Annotated in this window: 20 protein-coding genes and 1 pseudogene; 11 read left to right on the forward strand and 10 right to left on the reverse strand. The window is 68.2% G+C overall.

Annotated features, from left to right (window positions below):
• Positions 1-11: 11 nt before the first annotated feature.
• The 3 genes from ligD to OG522_RS02525 all read left to right on the forward strand — a co-directional run bounded on the left by ligD (position 12) and on the right by OG522_RS02525 (position 3,085).
• The gene (ligD, locus tag OG522_RS02515; RefSeq protein WP_329461250.1) at positions 12-938 is read left to right on the forward strand and encodes a non-homologous end-joining DNA ligase; all 927 of its coding nucleotides are present in this window, start codon (positions 12-14) and stop codon (positions 936-938) included.
• A gap of 55 nt (positions 939-993) precedes the next feature.
• Entirely contained in the window at positions 994-1,470 is a 477-nt protein-coding gene (gene coaD / locus OG522_RS02520; protein ID WP_329461251.1) for a pantetheine-phosphate adenylyltransferase, read from the forward strand.
• Positions 1,471-2,293: 823 nt separating this feature from the next.
• Positions 2,294-3,085, forward strand: coding sequence for an alpha/beta fold hydrolase (locus OG522_RS02525; RefSeq protein WP_329461252.1), 792 nt, complete (start codon positions 2,294-2,296; stop codon positions 3,083-3,085).
• A gap of 323 nt (positions 3,086-3,408) precedes the next feature.
• Here OG522_RS02525 and OG522_RS02530 read toward each other — a convergent pair whose 3' ends face one another.
• Together OG522_RS02530 and OG522_RS02535 are read right to left on the reverse strand one after the other, a co-directional pair.
• The gene (locus OG522_RS02530; RefSeq protein ID WP_329461253.1) at positions 3,409-3,726 is read right to left on the reverse strand and encodes a hypothetical protein; all 318 of its coding nucleotides are present in this window, start codon (positions 3,724-3,726) and stop codon (positions 3,409-3,411) included.
• Between the two features lie 356 nt (positions 3,727-4,082).
• A complete protein-coding gene (locus OG522_RS02535; RefSeq protein WP_329461254.1) occupies positions 4,083-4,430 on the reverse strand; it encodes a hypothetical protein in 348 nt (115 codons plus the stop codon).
• Between the two features lie 22 nt (positions 4,431-4,452).
• Here OG522_RS02535 and OG522_RS02540 point away from each other — a divergent pair, with 22 nt between their 5' ends.
• On the forward strand, positions 4,453-5,061 hold the full coding sequence (locus OG522_RS02540) for a polysaccharide deacetylase family protein (protein ID WP_329461255.1): 609 nt from the start codon (positions 4,453-4,455) through the stop codon (positions 5,059-5,061).
• Between the two features lie 153 nt (positions 5,062-5,214).
• Here OG522_RS02540 and OG522_RS02545 read toward each other — a convergent pair whose 3' ends face one another.
• Genes OG522_RS02545 through OG522_RS02555 form a run of 3 tightly spaced genes read right to left on the reverse strand, consistent with a single transcriptional unit; the run spans position 5,215 to position 8,111 of the window.
• Positions 5,215-6,309 (reverse strand): ABC transporter substrate-binding protein, encoded by a 1,095-nt coding sequence (locus tag OG522_RS02545; protein WP_329461256.1) that lies wholly within the window; start codon positions 6,307-6,309, stop codon positions 5,215-5,217.
• 60 nt (positions 6,310-6,369) lie between these two features.
• On the reverse strand, positions 6,370-7,251 hold the full coding sequence (locus OG522_RS02550; protein WP_329461257.1) for an ABC transporter permease: 882 nt from the start codon (positions 7,249-7,251) through the stop codon (positions 6,370-6,372).
• Positions 7,248-8,111 carry an ABC transporter ATP-binding protein gene (locus tag OG522_RS02555; RefSeq protein WP_329461258.1) on the reverse strand — a complete coding sequence of 288 codons (864 nt, stop codon included), beginning with the start codon at positions 8,109-8,111 and terminating at the stop codon, positions 7,248-7,250. Before OG522_RS02555 ends, OG522_RS02550 begins: the two co-directional genes overlap by 4 nt.
• A 236-nt stretch (positions 8,112-8,347) precedes the next feature.
• On the opposite strand from OG522_RS02555, the gene OG522_RS02560 reads away from it, so the two are divergent.
• The 4 genes from OG522_RS02560 to OG522_RS02575 all read left to right on the forward strand — a co-directional run bounded on the left by OG522_RS02560 (position 8,348) and on the right by OG522_RS02575 (position 12,875).
• Positions 8,348-10,012 (forward strand): sensor histidine kinase, encoded by a 1,665-nt coding sequence (locus OG522_RS02560; RefSeq protein ID WP_329461259.1) that lies wholly within the window; start codon positions 8,348-8,350, stop codon positions 10,010-10,012.
• Positions 10,009-10,698: a response regulator gene (locus OG522_RS02565; protein WP_329461260.1), complete on the forward strand. Its 690-nt coding sequence runs from the start codon at positions 10,009-10,011 to the stop codon at positions 10,696-10,698. The genes OG522_RS02560 and OG522_RS02565 overlap by 4 nt, the downstream gene beginning before the upstream one ends.
• A 705-nt stretch (positions 10,699-11,403) precedes the next feature.
• On the forward strand, positions 11,404-11,955 hold the full coding sequence (locus OG522_RS02570) for a hypothetical protein (protein ID WP_329461261.1): 552 nt from the start codon (positions 11,404-11,406) through the stop codon (positions 11,953-11,955).
• Positions 11,956-12,488: 533 nt separating this feature from the next.
• Complete coding sequence (locus OG522_RS02575; protein WP_329461262.1) at positions 12,489-12,875, forward strand: hypothetical protein; 387 nt, start codon at positions 12,489-12,491, stop codon at positions 12,873-12,875.
• A gap of 767 nt (positions 12,876-13,642) precedes the next feature.
• On the opposite strand, the gene OG522_RS02580 is transcribed toward OG522_RS02575, so the two are convergent.
• On the reverse strand, positions 13,643-14,188 hold the full coding sequence (locus tag OG522_RS02580) for a hypothetical protein (RefSeq protein ID WP_329461263.1): 546 nt from the start codon (positions 14,186-14,188) through the stop codon (positions 13,643-13,645).
• Between the two features lie 571 nt (positions 14,189-14,759).
• The gene (locus OG522_RS02585) at positions 14,760-14,999 is read right to left on the reverse strand and encodes a DUF5302 domain-containing protein (RefSeq protein WP_329461264.1); all 240 of its coding nucleotides are present in this window, start codon (positions 14,997-14,999) and stop codon (positions 14,760-14,762) included.
• A gap of 160 nt (positions 15,000-15,159) precedes the next feature.
• Between OG522_RS02585 and OG522_RS02590 the strand changes: the two genes are divergently transcribed.
• On the forward strand, positions 15,160-15,264 hold the full coding sequence (locus OG522_RS02590) for an EF-hand domain-containing protein (protein ID WP_329461265.1): 105 nt from the start codon (positions 15,160-15,162) through the stop codon (positions 15,262-15,264).
• Positions 15,265-15,585: 321 nt separating this feature from the next.
• Here the strand turns inward: OG522_RS02590 and OG522_RS02595 are convergent, their stop codons facing one another.
• From OG522_RS02595 to OG522_RS02605, 3 genes and pseudogenes are all read right to left on the reverse strand, one after another.
• On the reverse strand, positions 15,586-17,232 hold the full coding sequence (locus OG522_RS02595; protein WP_329461266.1) for an APC family permease: 1,647 nt from the start codon (positions 17,230-17,232) through the stop codon (positions 15,586-15,588).
• 175 nt (positions 17,233-17,407) lie between these two features.
• Positions 17,408-17,607 (reverse strand): annotated as a pseudogene (locus OG522_RS02600) (transposase); the annotation flags it as partial.
• 124 nt (positions 17,608-17,731) lie between these two features.
• Positions 17,732-18,340: a dihydrofolate reductase family protein gene (locus OG522_RS02605; RefSeq protein ID WP_329461267.1), complete on the reverse strand. Its 609-nt coding sequence runs from the start codon at positions 18,338-18,340 to the stop codon at positions 17,732-17,734.
• Positions 18,341-19,183: 843 nt separating this feature from the next.
• On the opposite strand from OG522_RS02605, the gene OG522_RS02610 reads away from it, so the two are divergent.
• A complete protein-coding gene (locus tag OG522_RS02610) occupies positions 19,184-20,647 on the forward strand; it encodes a xanthine dehydrogenase small subunit (RefSeq protein WP_329461268.1) in 1,464 nt (487 codons plus the stop codon).
• Positions 20,644-23,070, forward strand: coding sequence for a xanthine dehydrogenase molybdopterin binding subunit (gene xdhB, locus OG522_RS02615; RefSeq protein ID WP_329461269.1), 2,427 nt, complete (start codon positions 20,644-20,646; stop codon positions 23,068-23,070). The genes OG522_RS02610 and xdhB overlap by 4 nt, the downstream gene beginning before the upstream one ends.
• Position 23,071 lies beyond the last annotated feature (1 nt).

Genomic DNA, 23,071 nt, shown 5'->3' on the forward strand with positions numbered 1-23,071 from the left:
AGGGTGCCGCGATGCCTGATACCGAGTCCCTGCGCGTTGGCCGGCGAACGCTGACCCTGCACCGGCAGGACAAACCGCTCCTGCCCGCCGCTGATTCCGGCGGCCATGCCATAACCAAGGGCGACCTCGTCACGTACTACCGGCAGATCGCCCCGTTCATGCTCCCGCATCTGCGCGGCCGCCCCCTGATGCTGGAACGCCTCCCCGACGGCCTCGATGGGCCGCGCATCATGCAGAAGAACACCCCGGCCAACTTTCCCGAGTGGATCACCCGGGTAGAGGTGGCCAAGGAGGGCGGCAGTGTTGTGCACACGGTGTGCGACGACACCGCGACGTTGGTGTTCCTCGCCGACCAGGCCGCCATCACCCTGCACCGATGGCAGTCCAGGACGCCCCAGGTAGATCACCCCGACCGGCTGGTGTTCGACCTCGACCCCTCCGAGGACAGTGACTTCGACACCGTCCGCTCCGCAGCCCATCTGGTGCGGGAACTGCTGGATGACCTGGGGCTCGCTTCCGGAGTGATGACCACCGGCTCCCGCGGCTTGCACGTCGTGGCCCTTCTCAACGGCAGTCACGGCTTCGATGACGTCCACGACTTCGCCAAGCGGGCCGCCGACGTGCTGGCCGCGGCCCACCCGGAACACCTCACCACCGCCGCCCGCAAGAAGCAACGCGGTGGTCGGCTCTACCTCGATGTGCAGCGCAACGCGTACGCGCAGACCAGCGTGGTCCCCTACACCGTGCGGGCGAAGGAGGGCGCCCCTGTCGCCACCCCCCTCGCCTGGGAGCAGCTCGACGACCCCGCTCTGTCCGCGCGGCGCTGGGCCATCACCGACGCCGCGGACCAGGCACGCACCGACCCGTGGAGTGAATTGCCGCTCCGGGGGCGGTCATTGGGCCCGGCCCGTCGCAAACTGGAAGAGCTGAGTACGTGATGCGGCCGCCGAAGTCGCCACTACCGGGGACGGCCGCTTGTTACTCTTTCCGGTCATGCGAGCCCTCTTCCCAGGATCCTTCGACCCAGTCACTCAAGGGCACCGGGACATACTCCGGCGCGCCGCCCTCCTGTTCGACGAGGTCGTCGTGTGCGTGATGTTCAATTCGAACAAGACCGGCCGCTTCCCCATCACGGAACGGCTGGACCGGTTGCACGCGGCGGCAACTGACTTGAGCAACGTCACGGTCGACTCCCACACCGGCGGCCTGCTGGTCGATTACTGCCGCCGAGTGGGAATCGACGTCGTCATCCGCGGAGTCCGCGGCGTTTCCGACCTCGACTACGAAATGCCGATGGCCCGCATGAACCACGAACTGGCCGGAGTGGAAACGTTCTTCATCCCTGCCGACCCCTCCCTCGCCCACATCTCCTCCACCCTCGTCACCACGATGAGTCAACAGGACCGTGTCCCGAAGGATGACTTGAGCAAGCTTCATCCCGCGGCTGGGGGCGGCAGCGGCGGTTCCTAAGACGTGTCCTACATGTTCATTTGAGGAAGCCTTCGTAGCAGCAGATGGCTGCGGCGAAGCCGAGAAAGGCCAGGCGGTTCCGAGGGCGCGGCGTTCGCAGCGGTGGTTGAGCCGACGGTAGTCGGTCAGCCAGGACATCGTCCTCTCACCGACGCGTGGCTGTCTCGCGACCACGGGGCGGTGCGCGACCACAGGGCGGTGCGCGGTTACCGCGACCGTATCCGCGCCGGGGGCGGCCGCCAGGCCTGGTCGCACTGTTCCCCACCCGCGAAAGCTTGGTGGGCTACCTCCTTGACGGACACCACAAGCCCGCCGCGTACGAGCAGACCGGGACCCCTCCGCTGGTCATCAAACTGACCCCCAAGTGCCCCGCCCCATCCGGCGCAAGACCTTGACTGGGTCCAGGGCATTCTCCGACAGCGCACCCCAGCATCAGGGCGACGCACTGGGCAGGGCCCTCTCCTACCCGCAGGCGGAATCCGTCTGACTCACCTGGGCAGCACCGCGGCCTTCCTCACGCCAGTGTCGGATCCCGGTGTGGGACCTCACCCTCCCGCTCACCCCGTCGCTGTAACGGACGGTGCACACCTGCCCCGGCTGGGCCGGGCACTGCGCACACGCGGTCTCGATCCAGACCACCGCCGGATCCGCACACGCAGCGCGATAGGCCCGCGAAACGGCGGAGGCGTCAGGCTTCCGCTGCCCAGTCAGACGCTCGGGCAGCAGCCAGGCGTTTTGCTCAGTCCGAGCAAAGTGCCGGACGGTCTGCTCAGCCCGAGCAAAGTACTGTGCTCGCCGACACCTGAGTTGAGGAAACCAGCCGATGACATACACGACGACACCCGACGGTACCCGCATCGCCTACCAACTCCAGGGCGAAGGGCCAGTGTTGGTCCTGTTGGCGGGCCAGGCCAACAACCACCACTGGTGGGACTCGGTCCGCACAGACTTCCACCCCGCCCGCAGCACCCTCACCCTCGACTACCGCGGCACCGGCCAAAGCGACAAGCCCAACACCCCCCACAGCACCGAACTCTTCGCCCAGGACGCCATCGCCGTCCTCGACGACCTCGGCATCCACCGGGCCGACATCTACGGCACGTCCATGGGCGGCCGCGTAGCCCAGCAACTCGCCGCCCGCCACCCGCACCGAGTCGGCGCACTCATCCTCGGCTGCACCTCACCCGGCGGCCGGCACAGCATGGAACGCGGCAACGACGTCCGCCAGGCCCTGGCCCAGACTCAGCCCGGAGCCGCGCGCCAGGCCCTGCTGGAGCTCATGTACACGCCCCGCTGGCTCGCCGACCACCCCGGCCCGCACCACACCCTCGGCGACCCCGGCATGCCGGCCCACTCCCGCCGCCGCCACCTCGCAGCCAGCAACCGGCACAACGCCTGGGACCTGCTGCCCAGCATCAGCGCACCCACCCTGGTCCTCCACGGAACCGACGACCTCCTCAACCCCACCGCCAACGCCCCTCTGCTCGCGGACCGCATCCCAGACGCCCGACTCCACCTGATCCCCGATACCCGCCACGCCTACTTCGAGGAAGCCCGCACCCACACCAGCCCCCTGGCCCTGGACTTCCTCACCACTGCCTCGCACCAGCCGTAGAAGCGCGCCGGTCCCGCCCGCCGCTCACCCCGCCCGTCGGCAAACGTTGGCACCCGGAGTGCACTAGCCATGGGGCTTGCGGGGACGATGGGTGAGTTCGTGCGCAAATGGAGTCCAGGTCAGCCGGGCTGAACCTGCGGAGGCCCGCCCCTGGGTGAGGTACTGCCGAACCATTGGTGCCGCGCCGCCAGGGGCTCCGCGGTTTGCAGAGACAGATCGGTATCCCGGTCCCGGCGGTGATGGCTTGGTGCTTGGCCATCTCCCAACCCCGGTCCCCGACTGGCGTCGCGGCGCCCCACTCCCTAAACCCTGGCGGGGACGGGTCACTTCACCTCCACCCTGACTTTCCAGGGCACGACGACGAGCGGGCAGAGCTTGCCCCGGTCTGGGCGGCAGTGTCGCTGAGCGCTGAGGGTGGTGGTGCCGTTCTTCACGGCACGGAACCGCGCGGTCGCGTCCCCCCTCGGGGTCGTGACCCCCTTGATCCGGTGGAGCACGCTGGAGTCGCTCACCGGGATGCTCCAGGTGTAGTTGAGCCCGTGGTCGCGGTGGCCGGTGAGGATGACTTCGATGCCGTCGCCCGTATGCGCGAACACGGTCCTGCCGTTGTCCGCGTTCGTGAGAGCAACGCGCTCGGCCACCCGGTGCGGTGTCTGGCTGTGAGCAGCCGCCGGCGCTGCCGCAGATGTCATCACGGCAGTGGTTCCAGCGCACAGCCGTCCAGCTGTCCCCTCCAGCCCGCAGCCGTTCACCGTGTCGGCCAGGATCCAACGGGATGCAGATCACACGGCGAGCCCCTGGGTTACGGCTCTCGATTCCCCTACGGTTGTCCGCATAGCACACAAAACGGACTATTTGCGTTCGGTTCGTCACGCGGAGTGGTCGTACCAGGAGAGCAAGCGCATCGGAGGCCGACGTCGTCACGGCGGCCTGAGCCCGCGATAACGACCGCGCAGCCCGCTCCCCGCCCCCGCCGTGTGCGGCACACCACCACCCATCACCGCTGAACAGGCATGCCCGCCGGGGTGCCGTTGGAGGGACCTGCTGTGGCATTGGCCAGTGCGAAGAAGGCGGCAGCCGCCGTTGCGGTGACGCTCACCGGAGCCACCCTGGCGGCGTGCGGAGCGCATGCGGCGCAGACGTCGGCGGCAGAGCCGCCCTCCGCCTCGGCTACCCGGTCCACCGTCGCCGCAGGCCCGGCCTCCGCTTCCCCGACCCCGTCGCACAGCGCGCCGTCCTCGGCGTCGAGTGCCGCGCCGTCATCCTCGTCGCCCGCCACCCCCTCCTCCTCGGCCACGCCCTCCTCCTCGGCCGTCTCACCGAGTGGCCTGGCCGGCGCTTCCATCGGCTCCTCGAGCGGGTTCAAGGTGAGCAACGCGCTGCTTCAGTTCGGCACCCAGGGAGGCGGCAGGTCGGTCGCGCTGACCTTCGACGACGGCCCGGACCCACGCTGGACGCCGCAGGTACTGGCGCTACTGGCCCAGCACCACGCCAAGGCCACGTTCTGCGAGATAGGCCCGAACGCACAGCGCTACCCCTACCTGACCAAGTCGATAGCCGACGCCGGTAACCGACTGTGCGACCACTCCGTACACCACAACGAGCGCCAGAGCAGCATGCCCCTGGACTACAACGTCCACGAGATAGCCGACGCCCAGCGGGAAATATCCGACGCGGCCGAGCCCGGGGCCAAGCTCTGGTACTACCGGGCACCCGGCGGTGACTTCAAACCCGTCATCCGAGACATCGCCGCTCAGCACGGACTCCGGCCGATCGGCTGGAGCGACGACTCCGACGACTGGAAGCGACCGGGCGTCGAGAGCATCCTGCAGAACATCAACCGGAACCTGCAGCCGGGCTCGATCATCCTGATGCACGACGGCGGTGGCGACCGCTCGCAGAGCGTCGAAGCGCTCGCCAAGCTGCTGGATCAGCTGGACGCCCAGGGCTACGCCTACAGCTTCCCGACCCGCTGAGCCCCCCAACTCGCACCCTCCGGTATCGGGGTGAACCTGCATCGCAGCCACCCGCACGCCGCTAGACCTACGTGCCGGGCACCGCGCCGCAGCCACCACGGCCGGGAGCCGCCCAGTTGGCTGTGGCTGGGCGGCCCCGCAAACGGTGAAGGCTCAGCCGTTCGGCCCTGCCGGGGTCGTGGTGGTCTTGAAGCCCTCGGTCTTGTTGGCCTTGATGGCGAAGTCGTTGGTGAACGTCTTGCTGAGGTCCACCGAGCCCTTCACGGTGCCCACCAGCTTCTCGGTCGCCAGAGAGGTCGTCGGACCGCCGGCCGGCATGAGGCCGTCCGGGAGGAACTGGCCCTTGTCCTTGGTCAGGGCCGAGATGTAGTCGGCCTTGGTGACCAGCTGGTTCTGCACGTACGACGCCGGCAGCTCGTTCGCGATGTCGGCCGCGGTGTGGGTGTTGATCCAGTGCATGGTGGCGACCAGCGCGTCGACGACCTTCTGCGTAGCGTCCTGGTGCGAGTTCACCCAGTCGGTGCGGGCGATCACACTGGCAGCGGGATAGGCACCTCCCAACGCCGCCGTGGCGCCGGCCGTGGTGGCCAGGTCGATCGTGGAAGTGCCGATGCCCTTCTTCTCTATCGCGGCCACCGTCGGCTGCGTCGTCATGACGCAGTCGACCTTGCCGTTCTGTAGCGCGGCGATGGCGGTGGAGCCGCCGCCGACGCCGATCCGGTGGAACTGGCTGGTCTCGACGCCCTTCTTGACGGCCAGGAACTGGGTGAGGGTGTCGGTGCCCGAACCCAGGTCGGTGATGCCGAGGGTCTTTCCGTTGAAGTCGGCGCCCGAGTGGACGCCCGACTTGCTGGTGCACATCTCGCGCTCGCCCGGCGCGCCGGAGAGCTGGACGATGCCCTCGACCGCCTTGCCCTTCGCCTGGAACTCGATCGTGTGGTTGTACCAGGCGCCCGCCATGTCCACCTGCCCCGAGGCCATGGCTTCCTCAGCGCCGACACCGCCGTCCTGCTCGGTGCTCAGCTGCACCTTGACGCCGTACTTCTTGTAGTAGCCGAGGTTCTCGGCAAGTTCGTACGGCAGGTAGATCTGCTTGTCGATGCCGCCGACCATGAGCTTGACGGTCGGCGTGCCGCCGGAGCCGCTGCTCGCGGAGGTGCTGCCTGAGTTGCCGGAACAGGCGCTGACCGCGCCGAGAGCGAGAACGGTGAGGATGGACGCGGCGACGGCGACGGGTCGTCTGGACATGGCTGGCCACATTCCTTTGGTTGAGGTGGTGCGCGGAGGTACAGCGGGGAGGGACGGAGGTCAGATGGCGTTCGACGCCTCGGTCGGTGTCGGCGGGCGCCAGGACAGCAGCCGGTGCTCCAGCTTGGCGATCATCCACTCGGCACCGAGCACGATCACCGAGATGACGAGCATCGTCGCGAACACGCCGTTGGGGTCGAACTGGTTCTGCGCGGTCTTGATGACCAGGCCGAGGCCGCTCTGCGCGCCGAGCACCTCACCGACCAGCGCGCCGACGATGGCGAAGCCGAAGGCGCTGTGCAGACTGGCGATGATCCAGGTGAGCGCGGACGGCACGATGACGTGCCGGGTGATCTGCGTCTGGGAGGCGCCCAGGACCTTGGCGTTGGCGAGGATGTTGCGGTCGACCTCACGGACACCCTGGAAGGCGTTGAAGAAGACGATGAAGAACACAAGAACCGCGGCGAGCAGGATCTTCGGCAGCACACCGATGCCGAACGCCACGATGAAGATCGAGCCGAGGACGATGCGCGGTATCGCGTTCACCATCTTGATGTAGGGGCCGAGCACGTCGGAGAGGTAGCGGCTCTGGCCCATCGCGACGCCGAAGACCACTCCGGCGACGGACCCGACGGCGAAGCCGGCGAGCGCCTCCTGAATCGTGGTCCAGATGTTTGAGTAGAAGGACCCGAACTCGGTGCCGTGCTGGAAGAAGTCGACCAGCCGCTTGGCGATGCCGGACGGCTGTCCGAAGAAGAACGGGTCGACGATCCCCCAGGCGGTGAACGCCTGCCAGCCGCCGATGACGAAGACCGCGAGGCCGATGCGGCCCGCCCACACCAGCGCGACGCGGCGCCGGACGGCACGCCTGGCGGCGGCCGTGGTCGCGGCGTGTGTGCTGCCGGTGATCGGAGCGGGGGAAACGGTGGACGTCGTACTCATGCTGTCTTACCTCCTGCGGTGCGTGCGTAGGCGCGCTCCACCTCCTCCCGCAGCGAATCCCAGATCTGGTGCTGAAGTTCGATGAAACGGGGCTGGAAGCGGATCTCCTGGACCGAGCCGCGCGGGCGCGGCAGGTCAATGTCGAAGACCGCCTTGACCGAGCCGGGTCCGGACGTCATGACGACGACCCGGTCGGCGAGCGCCACGGCCTCGTCGAGGTCGTGGGTGATGAAGATGACGGATGGACGGATCTGCTCCCACAGCCCGAGCAGTTCGGTCGACATGATCGCCTTGGTCTGCACGTCCAAGGCGCCGAACGGCTCGTCCATGATCAGGATCTTGGGTTCGTTGATCAGCGCCGCGGCCATCGCCACGCGCTTGCGCATGCCGCCTGAGAGCTGGTGCGGGTAGCGGTCCTCGAACCCGGTCAGGCCCACCCGGCGCAGCCAGTCGCGTGCCGAGGCCTGGGCCTTCTGCTTGGGGACACCGCGGAAGACCGGGCCCATCAGCACGTTGCCGAGGACGGTCTTCCAGGGCAGCAGCGCGTCGGTCTGGAACATGAAGCTGACACCGTCGGCGACGCCGTCCACTTCACGGCCGCCGACTTTCACCGATCCCTCGCTGGGCCGGTCGAGCCCCGACACCATGCTCAGCGTCGTCGACTTGCCGCAGCCGGTCGGACCCACCACCGCACAGAACTGGCCCGGCTCCACGGTGAACGACACGTCCTGCAGTGCCGTGAACACCTCACCCGCAGGGGTCAGAAATCGTTTGGTGAGCCCGGAAATCTCGACTCGGGCGCTGTCCTGGCCGACTTTCTCGGCGACCGGACTCACCGCCGCATCGTTTCGTGAAGCCATCTGGGGCCGTCTCCTTTCCTGACCTCGGAGGTCGAGGAAGGCAGACGCTAAAGGCCGCTCGGTATTACGTCGCTGTTCCACACGTAACTCGCGTTAGCCGTGTTAACGGGGGTTCTGCGCGTTCTGCTCAGCGGGCCGGGGGGTGGGCAAAAGGTCCTCGGTGGGACACAATCACGCCACCACGGGTACGGCGAAGGGTCGGGCCCGGCAGCACGACAAGGGCAAAGGCACCTGTGATGCCCATCCGTCTCCGGATCGGCCGCGGCGGGAACGGGAGGCTCTCCGCGCGGATCCTCGCCAGCCAGCTGGCCATCCTGGCTCTCACCGGCGCCATCGGCTTCGTACTCTTCGCGGTCGCCCAGCGGGCCGAGATCGACCGTGCCTACGAGCAGCGGGCACTGGACATCGCCCGCACCACGGCCGCCGAGCCGCAGGTCCGGCAGGCCATGGAGTACGGCGACGACGGCGACATCGTGCAGACCACCGCCGAACGGATCCGGAAGGCGTCGGGGGCGTCGTACGTGGTCGTGATCGATCTGCACGGCATCCGCCACTCACACCCCGACCCGGCGCTCATCGGCAAGCCGGTGGACGAGCCGATCGTGGTGCTGGACGGCCACCCGCGCACAGGCTCCGACCAGGGCGCGACCGGGCGTTCCGCCAACGGCAAGGCTCCGCTGTACGGGCCCGCGGGCACACTGGTCGGCGAGGTTTCGGCCGGCATCCCGGAACACGATGTCCTCGGCGAGCTGTGGCGGGAGCTGCCCACCTTCGGCCTGTATGCCACGATCGCCGTCGCGCTCGGCTCGGCGGCGGCGTTCCTGCTGGCCAGGCGGCTGAAGCGGTCGACTTTCGGGCTGGAACTGGAGGAGATCGCCGGACTGCTCCAGGACCGCGAGGCCATGCTTCACGGCATCCGCGAGGGCGTGATCGCCTTCGATCCCGACGGCCGGATCACGGTGGTCAACGACGAGGCCCGCGACCTGCTCGGCCTCGGCACGGCGCTCGGCAGCAGGCTGGAGGAGCTGTTGCCCGACGGGCGACTGCGCCGCGCACTGGACGGCACCCTGACCGGCGCCGACCTCAGCGTGCTGACCGACAACCACTGCCTGGTGGTCAACCGGATGCCGGTGACGTTGCACGGCCGTGAGCTGGGCTCCGTGGTCACCGTACGCGACCGCACCGAGCTCATCGGGCTGTTGCGCGAACTGGACTCGGTGCGCGGGCTCACCGACGCCCTGCGCGCCCAACAGCACGAATTCACCAACCGCATGCACACCGTGGCTGGGCTGCTGGACATCGGCGACCATGACGCCGCCTACGAATACGCCGTCGAGTCGGCCGGCGCCGACCAGGAGCTGACGGAGTCCGTACGCGAACGGATCGGCAACGCGCTGCTCGTGGGGCTGATCGTCGCCAAGACCACGGTGGCCGCGGAACGCGGGGTTCGGATGGTGCTCAGCGACGACTCCGCCCTCGGCGAGGACCCGCCGCACCTGCACCGGCTGCTGACCATCGTCGGCAACCTGCTGGACAACGCGATCGACGCGGCGGCAGGCGGACCGCCCCCGGAAGGGGGCCGAGAGGTGGAGCTCTCGCTGATCGAGGCCGTCGACCAAGTGATGGTGCGGGTCGCGGACAGCGGCCCGGGGATTCCGCCCGGCGCAGGCGAGTCGATCTTCGAGGACGGCTGGTCGACCCGGCCCGACCGCGGCACCGCTCGGCGCGGGCTGGGGCTGGCCCTCGTCCACCGGCTGACACAGCGGCATGGCGGGACGATCACGGTCAGCGAGGGGCCGGGCGCGGTCTTCACGGTGGCAATGGCACTGCCGGATGCCACACCGGTACCCGTCCACGCAGAGTCCACGATGGCCTCGCCGACAAGAGGTGACCACGGATGATCCGGATCCTGGTGGTGGAAGACGACTTTCGCGTCAGCCACATCCACTGCGACTACGCGTCCCGCGTCGAGGGCTTCGAGGTGGTCGGCCAGGTGGCGACCGTGACTGAGACGCTGGAGACCGTGCGCACCCTCCACCCCGACCTGCTGCTGCTCGACGTCTTCCTGCCGGACGGCAGCGGACTCGACGTGCTGCGGCAGCTCAGCGGGGACGAGGGCGGCGCCCGCCCCGACGCGATCATGATCACCGCTGACCGGGACATCACCTCGGTACGGACGGCCATGAAACTCGGCGCCGTGGGGTATCTGGTCAAACCGTTCGGCTCCACCGACCTGGCCGAGCGGCTCACCGCCTACCGCGAACTCCAGCACCGCGTCGACGCCCTCGGCCTGGCCCCTCGAACCGACCAGGCCGACGTGGACGCCCTCTTCAGCGCCGCACGGCCACCGGCCGTCCCCCGGGTCCCGGCCAAAGGACACTCCGCGCCGACGCTCGCCCTCCTGCACCAGGTCCTCCGCACCGCCCGCGAAGCCCTGTCCGCGGCCCAAGCCGCCGAACTCACCGGCGTTTCCCGCGCCACGGCCCAGCGATACCTCTCGTACCTCGTACGGGAGGGCTTGGTCCGACTCGAACTTCGCTACGGAGCCACAGGCCGTCCGGAACACCTCTACCGGATCGCACCTTGAGGTGACCGCGAGCTCACCTGACAGCGCGTCGGTGTGCCAAGCGGCCCAGAGAGCGTGGCCCCTCCCTGCACCCGCATAACAGAACTGTGCCCGGATCCCGAACCGGATCACTGTGGCGGTCACAGGGATGAACTGCGGGGCGTTACCTGTCTGCCCCACGACTTCTCGCCATGAGAGACGGTCTACGCCTACTTCGCCGCCTGACAAAGGTGACTCAGCAGCCATCTCAGCAGCGCTAGCCAGTCGGTGCCGTCGGCGAAGTGCACACACAGCAGCCCAGAGCGGCGCAGGGGTAGAGAAAAGGCAGACGCCACAGTTGGGTGTTCCGCCGCACCATTTCGTGGGCGACTTGCCACAGTTCGGTACAGCTTCCAGTTCTGCCGGAAAAGACCCGCGTCGCTACCCGCCTCGCATACCTCGCCCTTCGTCATCCAAGCCTGGGGATGGATTACCCAACTGGCCTACCTCGCAACGCAGTTGAGCTGAACTCGGCGGTCAGGACGGGCGCCGTCCAGTTGGGAGAAGTCGGGTTCGAACAGATTGCGGTCTTCGTTGAGGATCTCGATGAGGGATGAGGAAGGTGTGATTCTCCTCCCTCATCGCTTGCCGCCCAGAAGCTGTTGATGGCCCGGGGGGCGTAGGACAGGATGAGGGTCGCGTCTGCTGATGGTGCGCAGTCTTGCGGTGACCGGGGGAACCATGGGTATGGCACTGAACTCGAACGACCTTCTACCAGGCGAGGCTGTCCAGCTCCGCAAGAAGGCGAACGCAGTCGTGAATGTCGCCGACGCGGGGCTGAAACGCTACTCCCACGACCAGTTGATGTGGACGGTCGGCATGCAGGGAGGGGAAGCGATCGGCGGGCAGTTGCACGTGACGAACTACCGGCTCGTCTTCAGCTCACATTTCTTCAACCGCGCCCGTGGCCGCTTCAGTATCTTCCTTCCTCTCATCACCGGAGTCCGCGACACCTCCTGGGGGATCAAGCGACAGATCGAGGTCTCCACGGCAACTCACCAGTTCACGTTCGTTGTCTGGGGGATTCCCGCGCTGATTGCTGCGATCGAACACCACCGTCAGCACTGGAGCCCCGATCGGGTGGTGCGGCTTGCCGAAACCGCCACTGCGGAATACGCCAAAGTGGGCGAAGGGCTCGTTCCACGATCCAGTCAGGCCCTCAGATCGGACATGAGACCCATCGAGTTCGTTGGAGCGATGGGGCTGCTGGAACTTCAGGAACTCGCTCGCTGGGCTTGAGCTTGACGCCGGACGGCCGACGCGGAACTGGACCTTCACGCGCCGGGCAAGGCCCGCCCGTGGCGGGGACAAGGAGTCGCCTGCTGCGCGGCACGCCTTACCGTGCCTCCGGAGGGGAACCGCCCTGCCGCCGCCCTCCCCCATCTTGAACCGGCAACGCCGTCCGGGTCCTGCTCGAAAGCCTTCAGGAGCCGCACGATCCATCGCGCCACCTCGACCGCCTGCCCCGCGCCTCCCGACTGGTCTTCGCCGCGCCCGCCCCGGACGCGTGGCCGCCGGCGGGGGGGCTTGGAACGTCCTCGGCGCTGCCGTGCCGGACATGCGCCTGCCGCGTGGGCTCAAATCGCCGGCTGCCGTAACTCGTTCGGTCGAAACCTGTTGACCTGGGCTGGTTGCACGACGCATCCACTGGTTGTGTAACCCCGAAGTCATGTCCCGGCTGCTCAGGCCGGATTGGCGGAGAACGCCCCAGACCGTCGCGGAGGAACAGGTACTCATCCGTGCCGCGGGGGCGAACAGAGAGGGGAATCACAATGAGGATCGTCCGCAGCATGTGGGGAGCCGGAGGCGTCACCCTTGCAGCGTTCGGAATGGCCGCTGCCATGGGAATGGCCCCGGCTCAGGCCGCAAACGGATTCCTGACCGTCATCGAACGAAACCAAGACGGCCATGAGTTGAATCGCATGCGTTGGGACTTCGAGCACGCCGGCGGTTGTCAAGTGGTGCAGCCCAGCCAGACCCAGGCCCGCATGGAGGTGCGCAACCACACGGGCGGCGATGTCGTGGTCTACCAGGATGCCAAGTGCAGCAAGCTCTGGTTCCCCAAATCTGTTGACAAGAACTCGGTCAAGAGGGACGCCACCAAGGTATTCGAGAATACGATCAAGCCTCCGGTGACCGCCTCCATCAGGGTGCGTTGAGGCCCTACGGACTACACATGCAGGCACGCTCCCGTTTCGTAGGTCGTCACCTGCGATCCGGGGGCCGCGTTGCCAAGTCGCTGGTGTGGATGGCGAGTTGGGGAACATCGGCAGAGGCCCTCGCCCCCGGCGGCCCCACACCGCGGACATCAGAGCGCCTCGGCCAGCGGGCGGGCGTGAGTCAGGGTTCCGTGTACCCGCGGACATCGCCGACCTGCGGTGCCGCTGGCCCCGGTCACCGTTCCGCGACGAGGCGGGTGAGTGTCTGGGCGACGAGTTCTTCCAGGGCCTGGCGGCGGCCGGTGCCTGCCCACAGGTGGATCAGGGGCGGTGTCCCGTGCCGTAGTTGCGGCTGTTCGCAGGGGCAGTGAGGTGGTGGAGGGCGGGGTAGCCGAACGGGGCGGGGTCCGTAGATGCCGGTGAAACGGTTTGCGCAGGGCGGGGGCGGGGCGACCGGTGAAGGTTCGGGTCAGTGTGGTGCCCGTGAACGCCGGGTAGGCCAAGACGGGCATGTGGGGTGCGGACCGTCGTTGAACCGGTGATCGCGATGAAGTGCACAAAGGCTCGGAGCGGTCATGTGCACGGCATGGGTCGTTGGTGCATGAATTCCGATCCGGGGTATACAGCGCCGAACAGGCGTCCTCTGCCTCGCCACACTCACCACTGCCAGTCCGGCGACGTACCCACACACCCCATGCTGCTGCACGCAACCCCCCTGCCGTGCGGACACGGCAAGAGGGTTGTGGGACAAAGTCAGCCGCTGCTGGTCAGAGCAGCTTCTGCGGGGCCTGGAACTGGTCGACGGGTGCGACGTTGCACGCGGACTTCGGGCCGCCGAGCGCGTGTCCGCCGATGCCCTCGCCCTCCGGCAGCGGCGCCAGGCAGCGCCCGTCGATGTTGATGAGCGGGGCACCGTAAGTGTTGCCGATGCCGCCCGCCTCGCCGCCGATGACGGTGTCACCGTTACGCGTCGCGAAGTCCTTGGCACCGACGCTGGCCCCGCTGGAGCCGCTGGAGCCGCTGCCGGTGGTGCCGCTGCCGCTACCAGTACCGGTGGTGCCGCTGCCGGTGATGCTGCTCACGACGCCGGTGAGGCCGCTCATGGCGCCGTTGCCGGTGCTGTCGGTGCCACCGACACAGCCGCAGCCGGTACCGCTCATGGTCGGGCCCTGCGCGAGCGGGGCGGCGAGGATGTTCTGGAGTGCGTTGGTGGGGGCTTTCGCGGCCTGGGGCGCCGCAGCCGACGCGGGCGCCGCGACAGCCATCGTTGCCGCAGTGGCGAAAGCCGCCCCAGCCAGAACCTGCTTGATCACGATTTGTGCTCCCATTTCAATGGAATCGGTAAGAGGTGCAAGACCCGCCACGCGGGAACCCGCCACCCCCACAACGACAACCATTCACAACACGTCACACATTGCACCCATTCAGACCAGGATGAGGTGACCTGACCTGCGGTCGATCGTCGAACGGTCCGGAGGTGCACCAACGGTCCCGAGACCCAACCAGCCCGGGGCCATTGCACGTTGCAACACCCTCGGCCTTCGGAGAGCCGGAGAGCGCCGAAGGGGCCCCGGACACAGCTCCGGAGCCCCTTCGACTGACAGGCAGATCCGCCGAGTTGTCACACATTCCGGCATCGGAATGGCACCACCCACCCGTCGAGGGCGGTCAGAGCCCAGTGACGGCGGCCGCCGTCTTCCAGATCAGCGTTCGTCCCACCGGAGACGATGCCGAGAGCTGCCGAGGGCAGTCATCTCGCACAGCAGGTCCTGGCCCTGACGCGCGGTCGGGGTGGCGGTGCAGGGACGCCTGGAGTCGACAGGGCATGACCGGGATGAGCTCCCGGCCATGCCCTGCCGAGTTCCGCGGGCAGGTTGTGCAGCCTCAGCCGCTCTTGCGCCGGAACGAACGCTGGCTCGCCGCTGGGCCGTGCGTGTCACGGACCTTCGACGTGTCGGAGTCCACAGCGAGGGCGGCGGCGTCCGCCTGGCTGCCGCGCTTGCGCGCCAAGGCTTCACGGAACTTGCGCTTCAGGTCATATCGACCGTCGTCGTCCGGCACCAGGCCAGGACTCTCGGCCTCAGTCGGCTCCGAACCTTCTCGCGATACATGCTCTGCAGTCATACGTGACCCCTCGGTTCGGGCAGTGGAACCGCACAGCTTGGCATGGCGGGCACCGCACTGGTCACCGGCACCCGGAATTGTCGGCTATCGACGGCGCGTGGCTGCCACGCACGCCCGCCCCCGGGGCCGACCGCGTTCACCGATTCAGACAGCAGATCCCGTGCGCGTGCTCTTCCGCGCCGCGGACACCGACAAGAGCGGATATCTGTGCGCGGACGAGTACCGCGTCCTGTTCGGGGCCCGCGCGTCCACCCCGCCGAGCTGAACGATGCCTTCCGGCAGCTGGACGCGGACGGTACGGCCGGATCAGCGAGGAGGAGTTCGTCACCGCGTTCACCGACCTCTTCACCGCTCGTGCGGACACTGCCGCGGGCGTGGCGCTGCTGGGCCGCCCCTGACCACAGCCCAGCCCCTGCCAGGCCCTGCGTACCAGCACGCTCGGCGACGCCACTCGGCCTGGCCGGGCTCCCCCAACTGCATGCTCCACTTGGGCACCGGCATCCGCGACAGCACCGACCAGGCGCCCGGCGAAAGCGGGACGCCGGTGACCTGGTCGGACGCGCGTACGGCCAGCCGCTGATGCGGATCAGTGGATGTCGGCTTCCTCCGGGATGACCACCTGGTCGATCATCCGCTGGATCTTCTCGGTCGGGAGGGCCACCGCCATCGCCCAGTAGTAGATGAGGAGGCTGAACACCGCCACGACGCCCATGTCCCACCACAGGGGGAACCACGGATGCTTCAGCGGGCCGAAGTCGCTGAAGTAGACGATGAACCCCATGCCGATCAGGTAGACGGGCAGCCACTGCGCCGCTCGCAGGTCGAGCTGCGGCGTGATCGGGTTCATCTTGAACACCCGGTTGGCGATCAGGATGACGTAGCCGATGAGGATCGCCACTCCCAGTTTCCAGTCGGTGGTCCAGCCCGACCACAGAATCAGCAGGTTGGCTACGACGAACGCCAGCGGCGACATCCAGCTTCCGCCGGGCAGGCGGTACGGACGTTCGGTATCCGGCAGGCGGTTGCGGAAGACGCCGAAGGACAGCGGCGCGCCGGCGTACATCAGCACGCTGGCGCTGGTGATCAGCCCCACCAGCGACTGCCAGCTCGGGAACGGCAGGAAGCAGATGCAGCCGGTCACGAACGCGGCGATGAGTCCGGGCCACGGCACACCGCGCCGGGTGGTCTTCTCGAAGACCGACGGCACGTAGCCATTGCGGCTGAGTCCGTAGGCGACCCGCGAGGATCCGGTGATGTAGATCAGGCCCGTACCGGCAGGAGAGATCACCGCGTCGAGATAGAGGATCGTGGCCAGCCAGCCGAGGCTGAGGAGCGTGGCGAGTTGGGCGAACGGTCCGGTCAAGGTGTTGAACGCGGCGTGCGTCCACGTGCCCTGGACCTGCGAGGAGGGCAGCGCGGCGAGGAAGGTGATCTGCAGCAGGATGTAGATGATCGCGCCGATCACGATGGAGCCGATCACCGCCCGCGGAATGTCGCGTTTCGGGTTCGCGCTCTCACCGGCGAGCTGGTCGGCCTGCTCGAAGCCCAGCAACGCGAAGATGATGCCGCTCGTGGAGACCGCGCCCAGGATGCCCTTCGCGCCGTAGGGGTTGAACCCGTCGGCGGCGGTGAAGTTACTCCCGTGGAACTGGACGATCGCCAGCACGAAGATCGTCAGCAGCGGGATGCCGACCTTCCACCAGGTCGCGGCGCTGTTGGTGCGGGCCAGCAGCCGGATGCTGAGGAAGTTGATGGCGGTGATGACCGCCATCAGCGCGATCGCGACGGCGATACCGGAAGCGGTCAGCAGGTCCTGGCCGCCCTTGATCGTCAGCCAGCCTTGCGCCCATGAGTAGTGCTGGCCGTACGTGATCATCGCCAGCACTTCAATCGGTGCGACGGTTGCTGCCTGCAACCAGGAGAACCATCCGAACGACGCTCCGGCGGCTCCGCCGAACGCGTAGTGGGGGAAGCGGGCGGTGCCGCCGGAGACCGGATACATACCGCCGAGCTCGGCGTGCACCAACGCCAGGATCAGGATGGCGACACTGCCGATTGCCCAGGAGATGATCGCCGCAGGACCGGCAACTCCCAGCGCCTTCTGCGCGCCGAACAGCCAGCCGGACCCGATGATCGACCCCTCCGAGGCCCAAATCAGCCCCACGAAGCCGATCTCTCGCCGCAAGCCGGGGTGACCCTCGTGCGCGACGGGTGGCGTTTCGGATACGCCCATAGCCCAGCCCCCTCCATGCAAGGTGAGGTACGTCACAATCGTATCGCTGTATCCGGCAGCGCTCGACTAGAGGCACCCGATCGGGGTGAGCGTGCAGGTGAGGGCCGGGGAGGGGCACTTCATGACCTTCGCCAGGGCTGGTGCCGTCGGGTTTGGGGCTGGTCGCGTTGGTCATTGCGGCGAGGGCCATCACGCGTTTGAGCTGCCGGTTTGCGCCGCTGGGTGCGTGTTCGCCGTGGATCGAGATCCCGTATTGCCTTGCGGTCGGGGCGGCGGTGGAGACGACGCCGGTGGGAAGTTGGTGCTGTCCCCGACGGTGGTCAGCCGGACTGCGGCGGTCCTGGCGCCGACGCCGGGCATCGAGGTCAGGACTGGGGGACGTCAGGACTGGGGACAGTTCGCCGGCGGACGACCCGATACGGACCGGCGACGGCGCCAGGCGCTCCGGCCCTCAGGCACCCAGGCACCCAGGCACCCAGGCGCTCACGCGACCGCGCGCTCAGCCGACCACCCGGTATCGCAGGTGCGTGACCCCTGGGGCGTCGATGACACGGACAAGGGCCAGCTGACGGGGCGAGCCAAGCGCGCCGAAGAGCGACCGGCCGCCGCCGAGCAGTACGGGGACCTGGTGGATCTGAAGCTCGTCCAACACCCCGGCCTGCAGCGCCAGCTGCGCCGTGGTCGCCCCGTGGACCAGCACGTTGCGCTCACCGGCGGCCTCCTTGGCCCGCGCCATGGCTGCCTCGATGCCATCGGTGGCGTAGTGGACGTTGGGTCCTTGGACGTCATCGGCGTTCGCCTCGGAGCGGGTGAACACCTCAATGTGGACGCCATCGTGATGGTCGCCGCCCCAGCCGCCGGCCGCGTCGAACGTGCGCCGCCCCGTCAGCACTGCGCCGGTGGCCAACATCTCGTGGACCACCGCAAGGCTGGCCGCGTCGGTGCGGACGACCGGCACGCCGACTCCGCCGCGGGCCTCGTGGTCGCCGCGGAACAGCCACGCGTGCAGCTGCTCGCCGCCGGTGCCGAGGCCGTTCTCGGGGCCGTCATCGGGGCCGGCGATGAAGCCGTCGAGCGACATGGACATGTACAGCACGGAACGGGACACGATCGGGTCCTCCTGTCGTTACGGAGTGTGGACGGGCCGAGCGAACCATCGGGCTGCTTCATCTCGGCTTCACGCTTCTACCGACCGTCGGCGCGCCAGGAACTCATCGTTAGTCCGGTCCTGACCGGCGTCCACCTGATCTCGCCCCTGCTCAAATGCTGGGCCATCGGCTGCTCAAAGGCTGGGTCATCGCCGCCTGCACCATTGGATGGTGTGGCGTCTCCCGCAGACGCGTACTTCGCAGTCGGGCCCCGCGCCTTGGGGTGCGAGCCCCCAGCCCGGCCAGGCTGTCCACCGTGAGTCGGCCGGTATTGGTGAGGCCGGGCGCGCTCCAGGCCGAGCACGCCGGTCTGCCGGGCGAGAGACCAACCCCGCAGCTGGCGCATACGAGGGCTTCGGGCGGAAGGAAAGTGCACCAACGGGACAGGTGTGGACACGACGGGTTTCACGGACGAAGACCCGCCACACGAAGGGGCCCGCCTCCAAGGATTCGAGCCAAATTTGGCTTGACCGATGAACTACGGCGACGTAAATTCGACCGCAACGACTCGTGAGCTACTGGAAGGAGGCGAAGTCGGATGTCGATCATCTCCGAACTGATTCGCCTCGCTCACCAGATCGCCTGGGCTCCCGGCCGTGTAGCACACGGCTGCTGAACAGCCCCCTTCCCGGTAGGCCCAATTGCGGCTCCGGGCATCTTTGCGTCTCCGCCACCGCCTAGGCGCGTCGTCACGCGCCGAATTGTTGCGCTCCGCGTTCTTGAGCTGCGCCACCGAAATAGAAAGCTCCTGAGATGGCTACTGAGATAGTCCGATCGACCATGCGCCGAAATGAGGACGTGCCATGGTAGCGGCGCGTATTACGGTCAACGGGAAAGAAACGCCGATTTCACCGGCCACACCCCACACCACGGTGCTGGATTTCCTGCGCGAGCGTGGACTCACCGGCACCAAGGAGGGCTGCGCCGAAGGCGAATGCGGAGCCTGTTCGGTCCTGGTGGCCCGGCCCGGAGTGAACAAGCCCACGGACTGGGTGGCCGTCAACGCCTGCCTTCTTCCGGTCGCGGGGCTCGACGGCCAGGAGGTCATCACCTCCGAAGGTCTGGCCACCGTCGATGAATCCGGCACGCCGACCGCGTTGCACCCCGTACAGGAGGAGATGGCCGTCCGCGGCGGCTCCCAGTGCGGATACTGCACCCCGGGATTCATCTGCAGCATGGCCTCCGAGTACTACCGCTCCGACCGCTGTACGCATGCGGACTCGGATGACGCCGCCGATCCCGAGCACGGTCCGAACGGTTTCGACCTGCACGCGCTGAGCGGGAACCTGTGCCGCTGCACCGGCTATCGTCCGATTCGCGATGCCGCGTTCGCCGTCGGCATGCCCGCCGAGGACGACGCCATGGCGCAGCGTCGCGAGCAGCCCGCGCCCGAAGCGGTCGCCACCGAATACGCCCAGGACAACAGCTCGTTCCTGCGGCCGAGCACCCTGGCCGACGGGGTGCGGCTGCTGCGCGAGCGGCCCGACGCGGTGGTGGTCGCCGGTAGCACCGACTGGGGTGTGGAGGTGAACATCCGTGCTCGCCGGGCGAATTGCGTGGTCGCGGTCGACCGGCTGCCCGAACTGCGGGAGCTGCGGATCGAATCCGACTACATCGAGATCGGGGCGGCGCTGACGCTCACGGAGATCGAGCGCAACCTCGACGGCAGCGTCCCGCTGCTGGCAGAGCTGTTCCCGCAGTTCGCCTCGCGCCTCATCCGCAACAGCGCGACGTTCGGCGGCAACCTCGGTACCGGCTCCCCCATCGGTGACAGCCCGCCGGTGCTGCTCGCCCTTGAGGCGTCGCTGGTTCTCACCGACGCCGATGGCGAGCGTGAGGTGCCGCTCGCGGACTACTTCACCGGCTACCGGCAGAGCGTGCGCCGTCCCGGCGAACTGATCCGCTCGGTACGCGTTCCCCTGCCGCTGTCGAAGGTCACCGCTTTCCACAAGATCGCCAAGCGCCGCTTCGACGACATCTCCAGTGTCGCCGTCGCCTTCGCCCTCGACATCGAGGACGGCGTCGTCCGCAAGGCCCGCATCGGCCTGGGCGGCGTGGCCGCGACCCCGATCCGCGCCCTCGCCACCGAGGCTGCCCTGGAGGGCAAGCCGTGGTCGACGGAGACCGTCGACGCGGCGGCGAGAGTGCTGCGCGGCGAGGGCACGCCGATGAGCGATCACCGTGCCAGCTCCCTCTACCGTTCCGCGATGCTCGGCCAGAGCCTGCACAAGCTGTACGCGCAAACCACCGAGGCGGTTTCGTCATGAGCCATCTTTCCGAACTCCCGGAGAAGCCCGTCGTCGGCGTCTCCATGCCGCACGAGAGCGCCACACTGCACGTCACCGGCACCGCGCTCTACACCGACGACCTCATCTACCGCACCAAGGACGTGCTCCACGCGTACCCGGTGCAGGTCATGAAGGCGCACGGCAAGATCACCGCGCTGCGCACCGAACCCGCGCTCGCCGTGCCCGGCGTGGTGCGCGTGCTGACCGGCGCGGACGTGCCGGGCGTCAACGACGCCGGCATGAAGCACGACGAGCCGCTCTTCCCGGACGAGGTCATGTTCCACGGCCACGCGGTGGCCTGGGTCCTCGGCGAGACCCTGGAGGCGGCCCGGCTCGGCGCCGCCGCCGTCGAGGTCGAGCTTGACGAGCTGCCCGCCCTGGTCACCGTCGCCGAGGCGATCGCCGCGGAGAGCTTCCACGGCGCCCGCCCGCTGATGGAGACCGGCGACATCGATGCCGGGTTCGCGGAGTCCGCGCACGTCTTCACCGGCGAGTTCACCTTCTCCGGCCAGGAGCACTTCTACCTGGAGACACACGCCGCGCTCGCCCTGGTCGACGAGAACGGGCAGCTGTTCATCCAGAGCAGCACCCAGCACCCCTCGGAGACCCAGGAGATCGTCTCCCACATCCTGGGCGTCCCCGCCCACGAGATCACCGTGCAGTGCCTGCGCATGGGCGGCGGCTTCGGTGGCAAGGAGATGCAGCCGCACGGGTTCGCGGCCATCGCCGCGCTCGGCGCCAAGCTCACCGGCCGCCCGGTCCGCTTCCGCCTCAACCGGACGCAGGACCTCACCATGTCCGGCAAGCGCCACGGCTTCCACTCCTCGTGGAAGATCGGGTTCGACGCCGAAGGCCGCATCCAGGCCCTCGACGCCACCCTGACCGCCGACGGCGGCTGGAGCCTGGACCTGTCGGAGCCGGTGCTCGCCCGCGCGCTGTGTCACATCGACAACACGTACTGGATCCCCAACGCCCGCGTCGCCGGCCGCATCGCGAAGACCAACACGGTCTCCAACACGGCCTTCCGCGGCTTCGGCGGCCCCCAGGGCATGCTGGTGATCGAGGACATCCTGGGCCGCGTCGCCCCGCAGCTCGGCATGGACGCCATGGAGCTGCGCGAGCGCAACTTCTACCAGCCGGGCCGTGGCCAGACCACGCCGTACGGCCAGCTGGTCACCCAGGCCGACCGGATCTCCGCCGTCTGGGAGCAGGTGAAGGAGGACGGCTCCGTCGCCGACCGCAAGCGCGAGATCGCCGCCTTCAACGCCGCGCACCCGAACACCAAGCGGGCGCTCGCCATCACGGGCATCAAGTTCGGCATCTCGTTCAACCTCACCGCCTTCAACCAGGGCGGCGCGCTGGTCCTGATCTACAAGGACGGCTCCGTCCTGATCAACCACGGCGGCACCGAGATGGGCCAGGGCCTGCACACCAAGATGATGCAGGTGGCCGCGACCACCCTGGGCATCCCGCTGCACAAGGTGCGGCTCGCCCCGACGCGTACCGACAAGGTGCCCAACACCTCGGCCACCGCGGCGAGTTCGGGTGCCGACCTCAACGGCGGCGCGATCAAGAACGCCTGTGAGCAGCTACGGGGGCGCCTGCACCAGGTGGCCGCCACCCAGCTCGGCGGCAACCCCTCCGACGTACGCATCGTCGAGGGCGTCGCCCGGGTCCTGGGCAGCGACAAGGAACTGGCCTGGGACGACCTGGTGCGCACCGCGTACTTCCAGCGGGTCCAGCTCTCCGCGGCCGGTTTCTACCGGACCGAGGGGCTGCACTGGGACGCGAAGACGTTCCGCGGTACGCCGTTCAAGTACTTCGCCAACGGTGCCGCCGCGACCGAGGTCGAGGTGGACGGCTTCACCGGCGCCTACCGCATCCGGCGCGTCGACATCGTTCACGACGTCGGCGACAGCCTCTCCCCGATGATCGACATCGGTCAGGTCGAGGGCGGCTTCGTGCAGGGCGCGGGGTGGCTGACCCTGGAGGACCTGCGCTGGGACACCAGCGACGGCCCGCACCGCGGCCGGCTCCAGACGCAGGCGGCGAGCACGTACAAGCTGCCGAGCTTCTCGGAGATGCCCGAGGAGTTCAACGTCACGCTGATGGAGAACGCCACCGAAGAGGGCGCCGTGTACGGCTCCAAGGCCGTGGGCGAGCCTCCGCTGATGCTGGCATTCTCGGTGCGCGAGGCGCTGCGTCAGGCCGCCGCCGCGTTCGGGCCGAGCGGGACCAGTGTCGATCTGGCCTCGCCCGCGACCCCCGAAGCGGTGTACTGGGCGATCGAGGAGGTCCGCAAGGCCTCCGAGAGCGGGCCCGCGCTCGACGGGTCCGCCGTGAACGGCCATGCCTCCAACGGCAAGGTCCGCACCGGCGCTGCAGCGATGAGCGGTGCCTGAC

The organism is Streptomyces sp. NBC_01431, assembly GCF_036231355.1.
GTDB lineage: Bacteria > Actinomycetota > Actinomycetes > Streptomycetales > Streptomycetaceae > Streptomyces.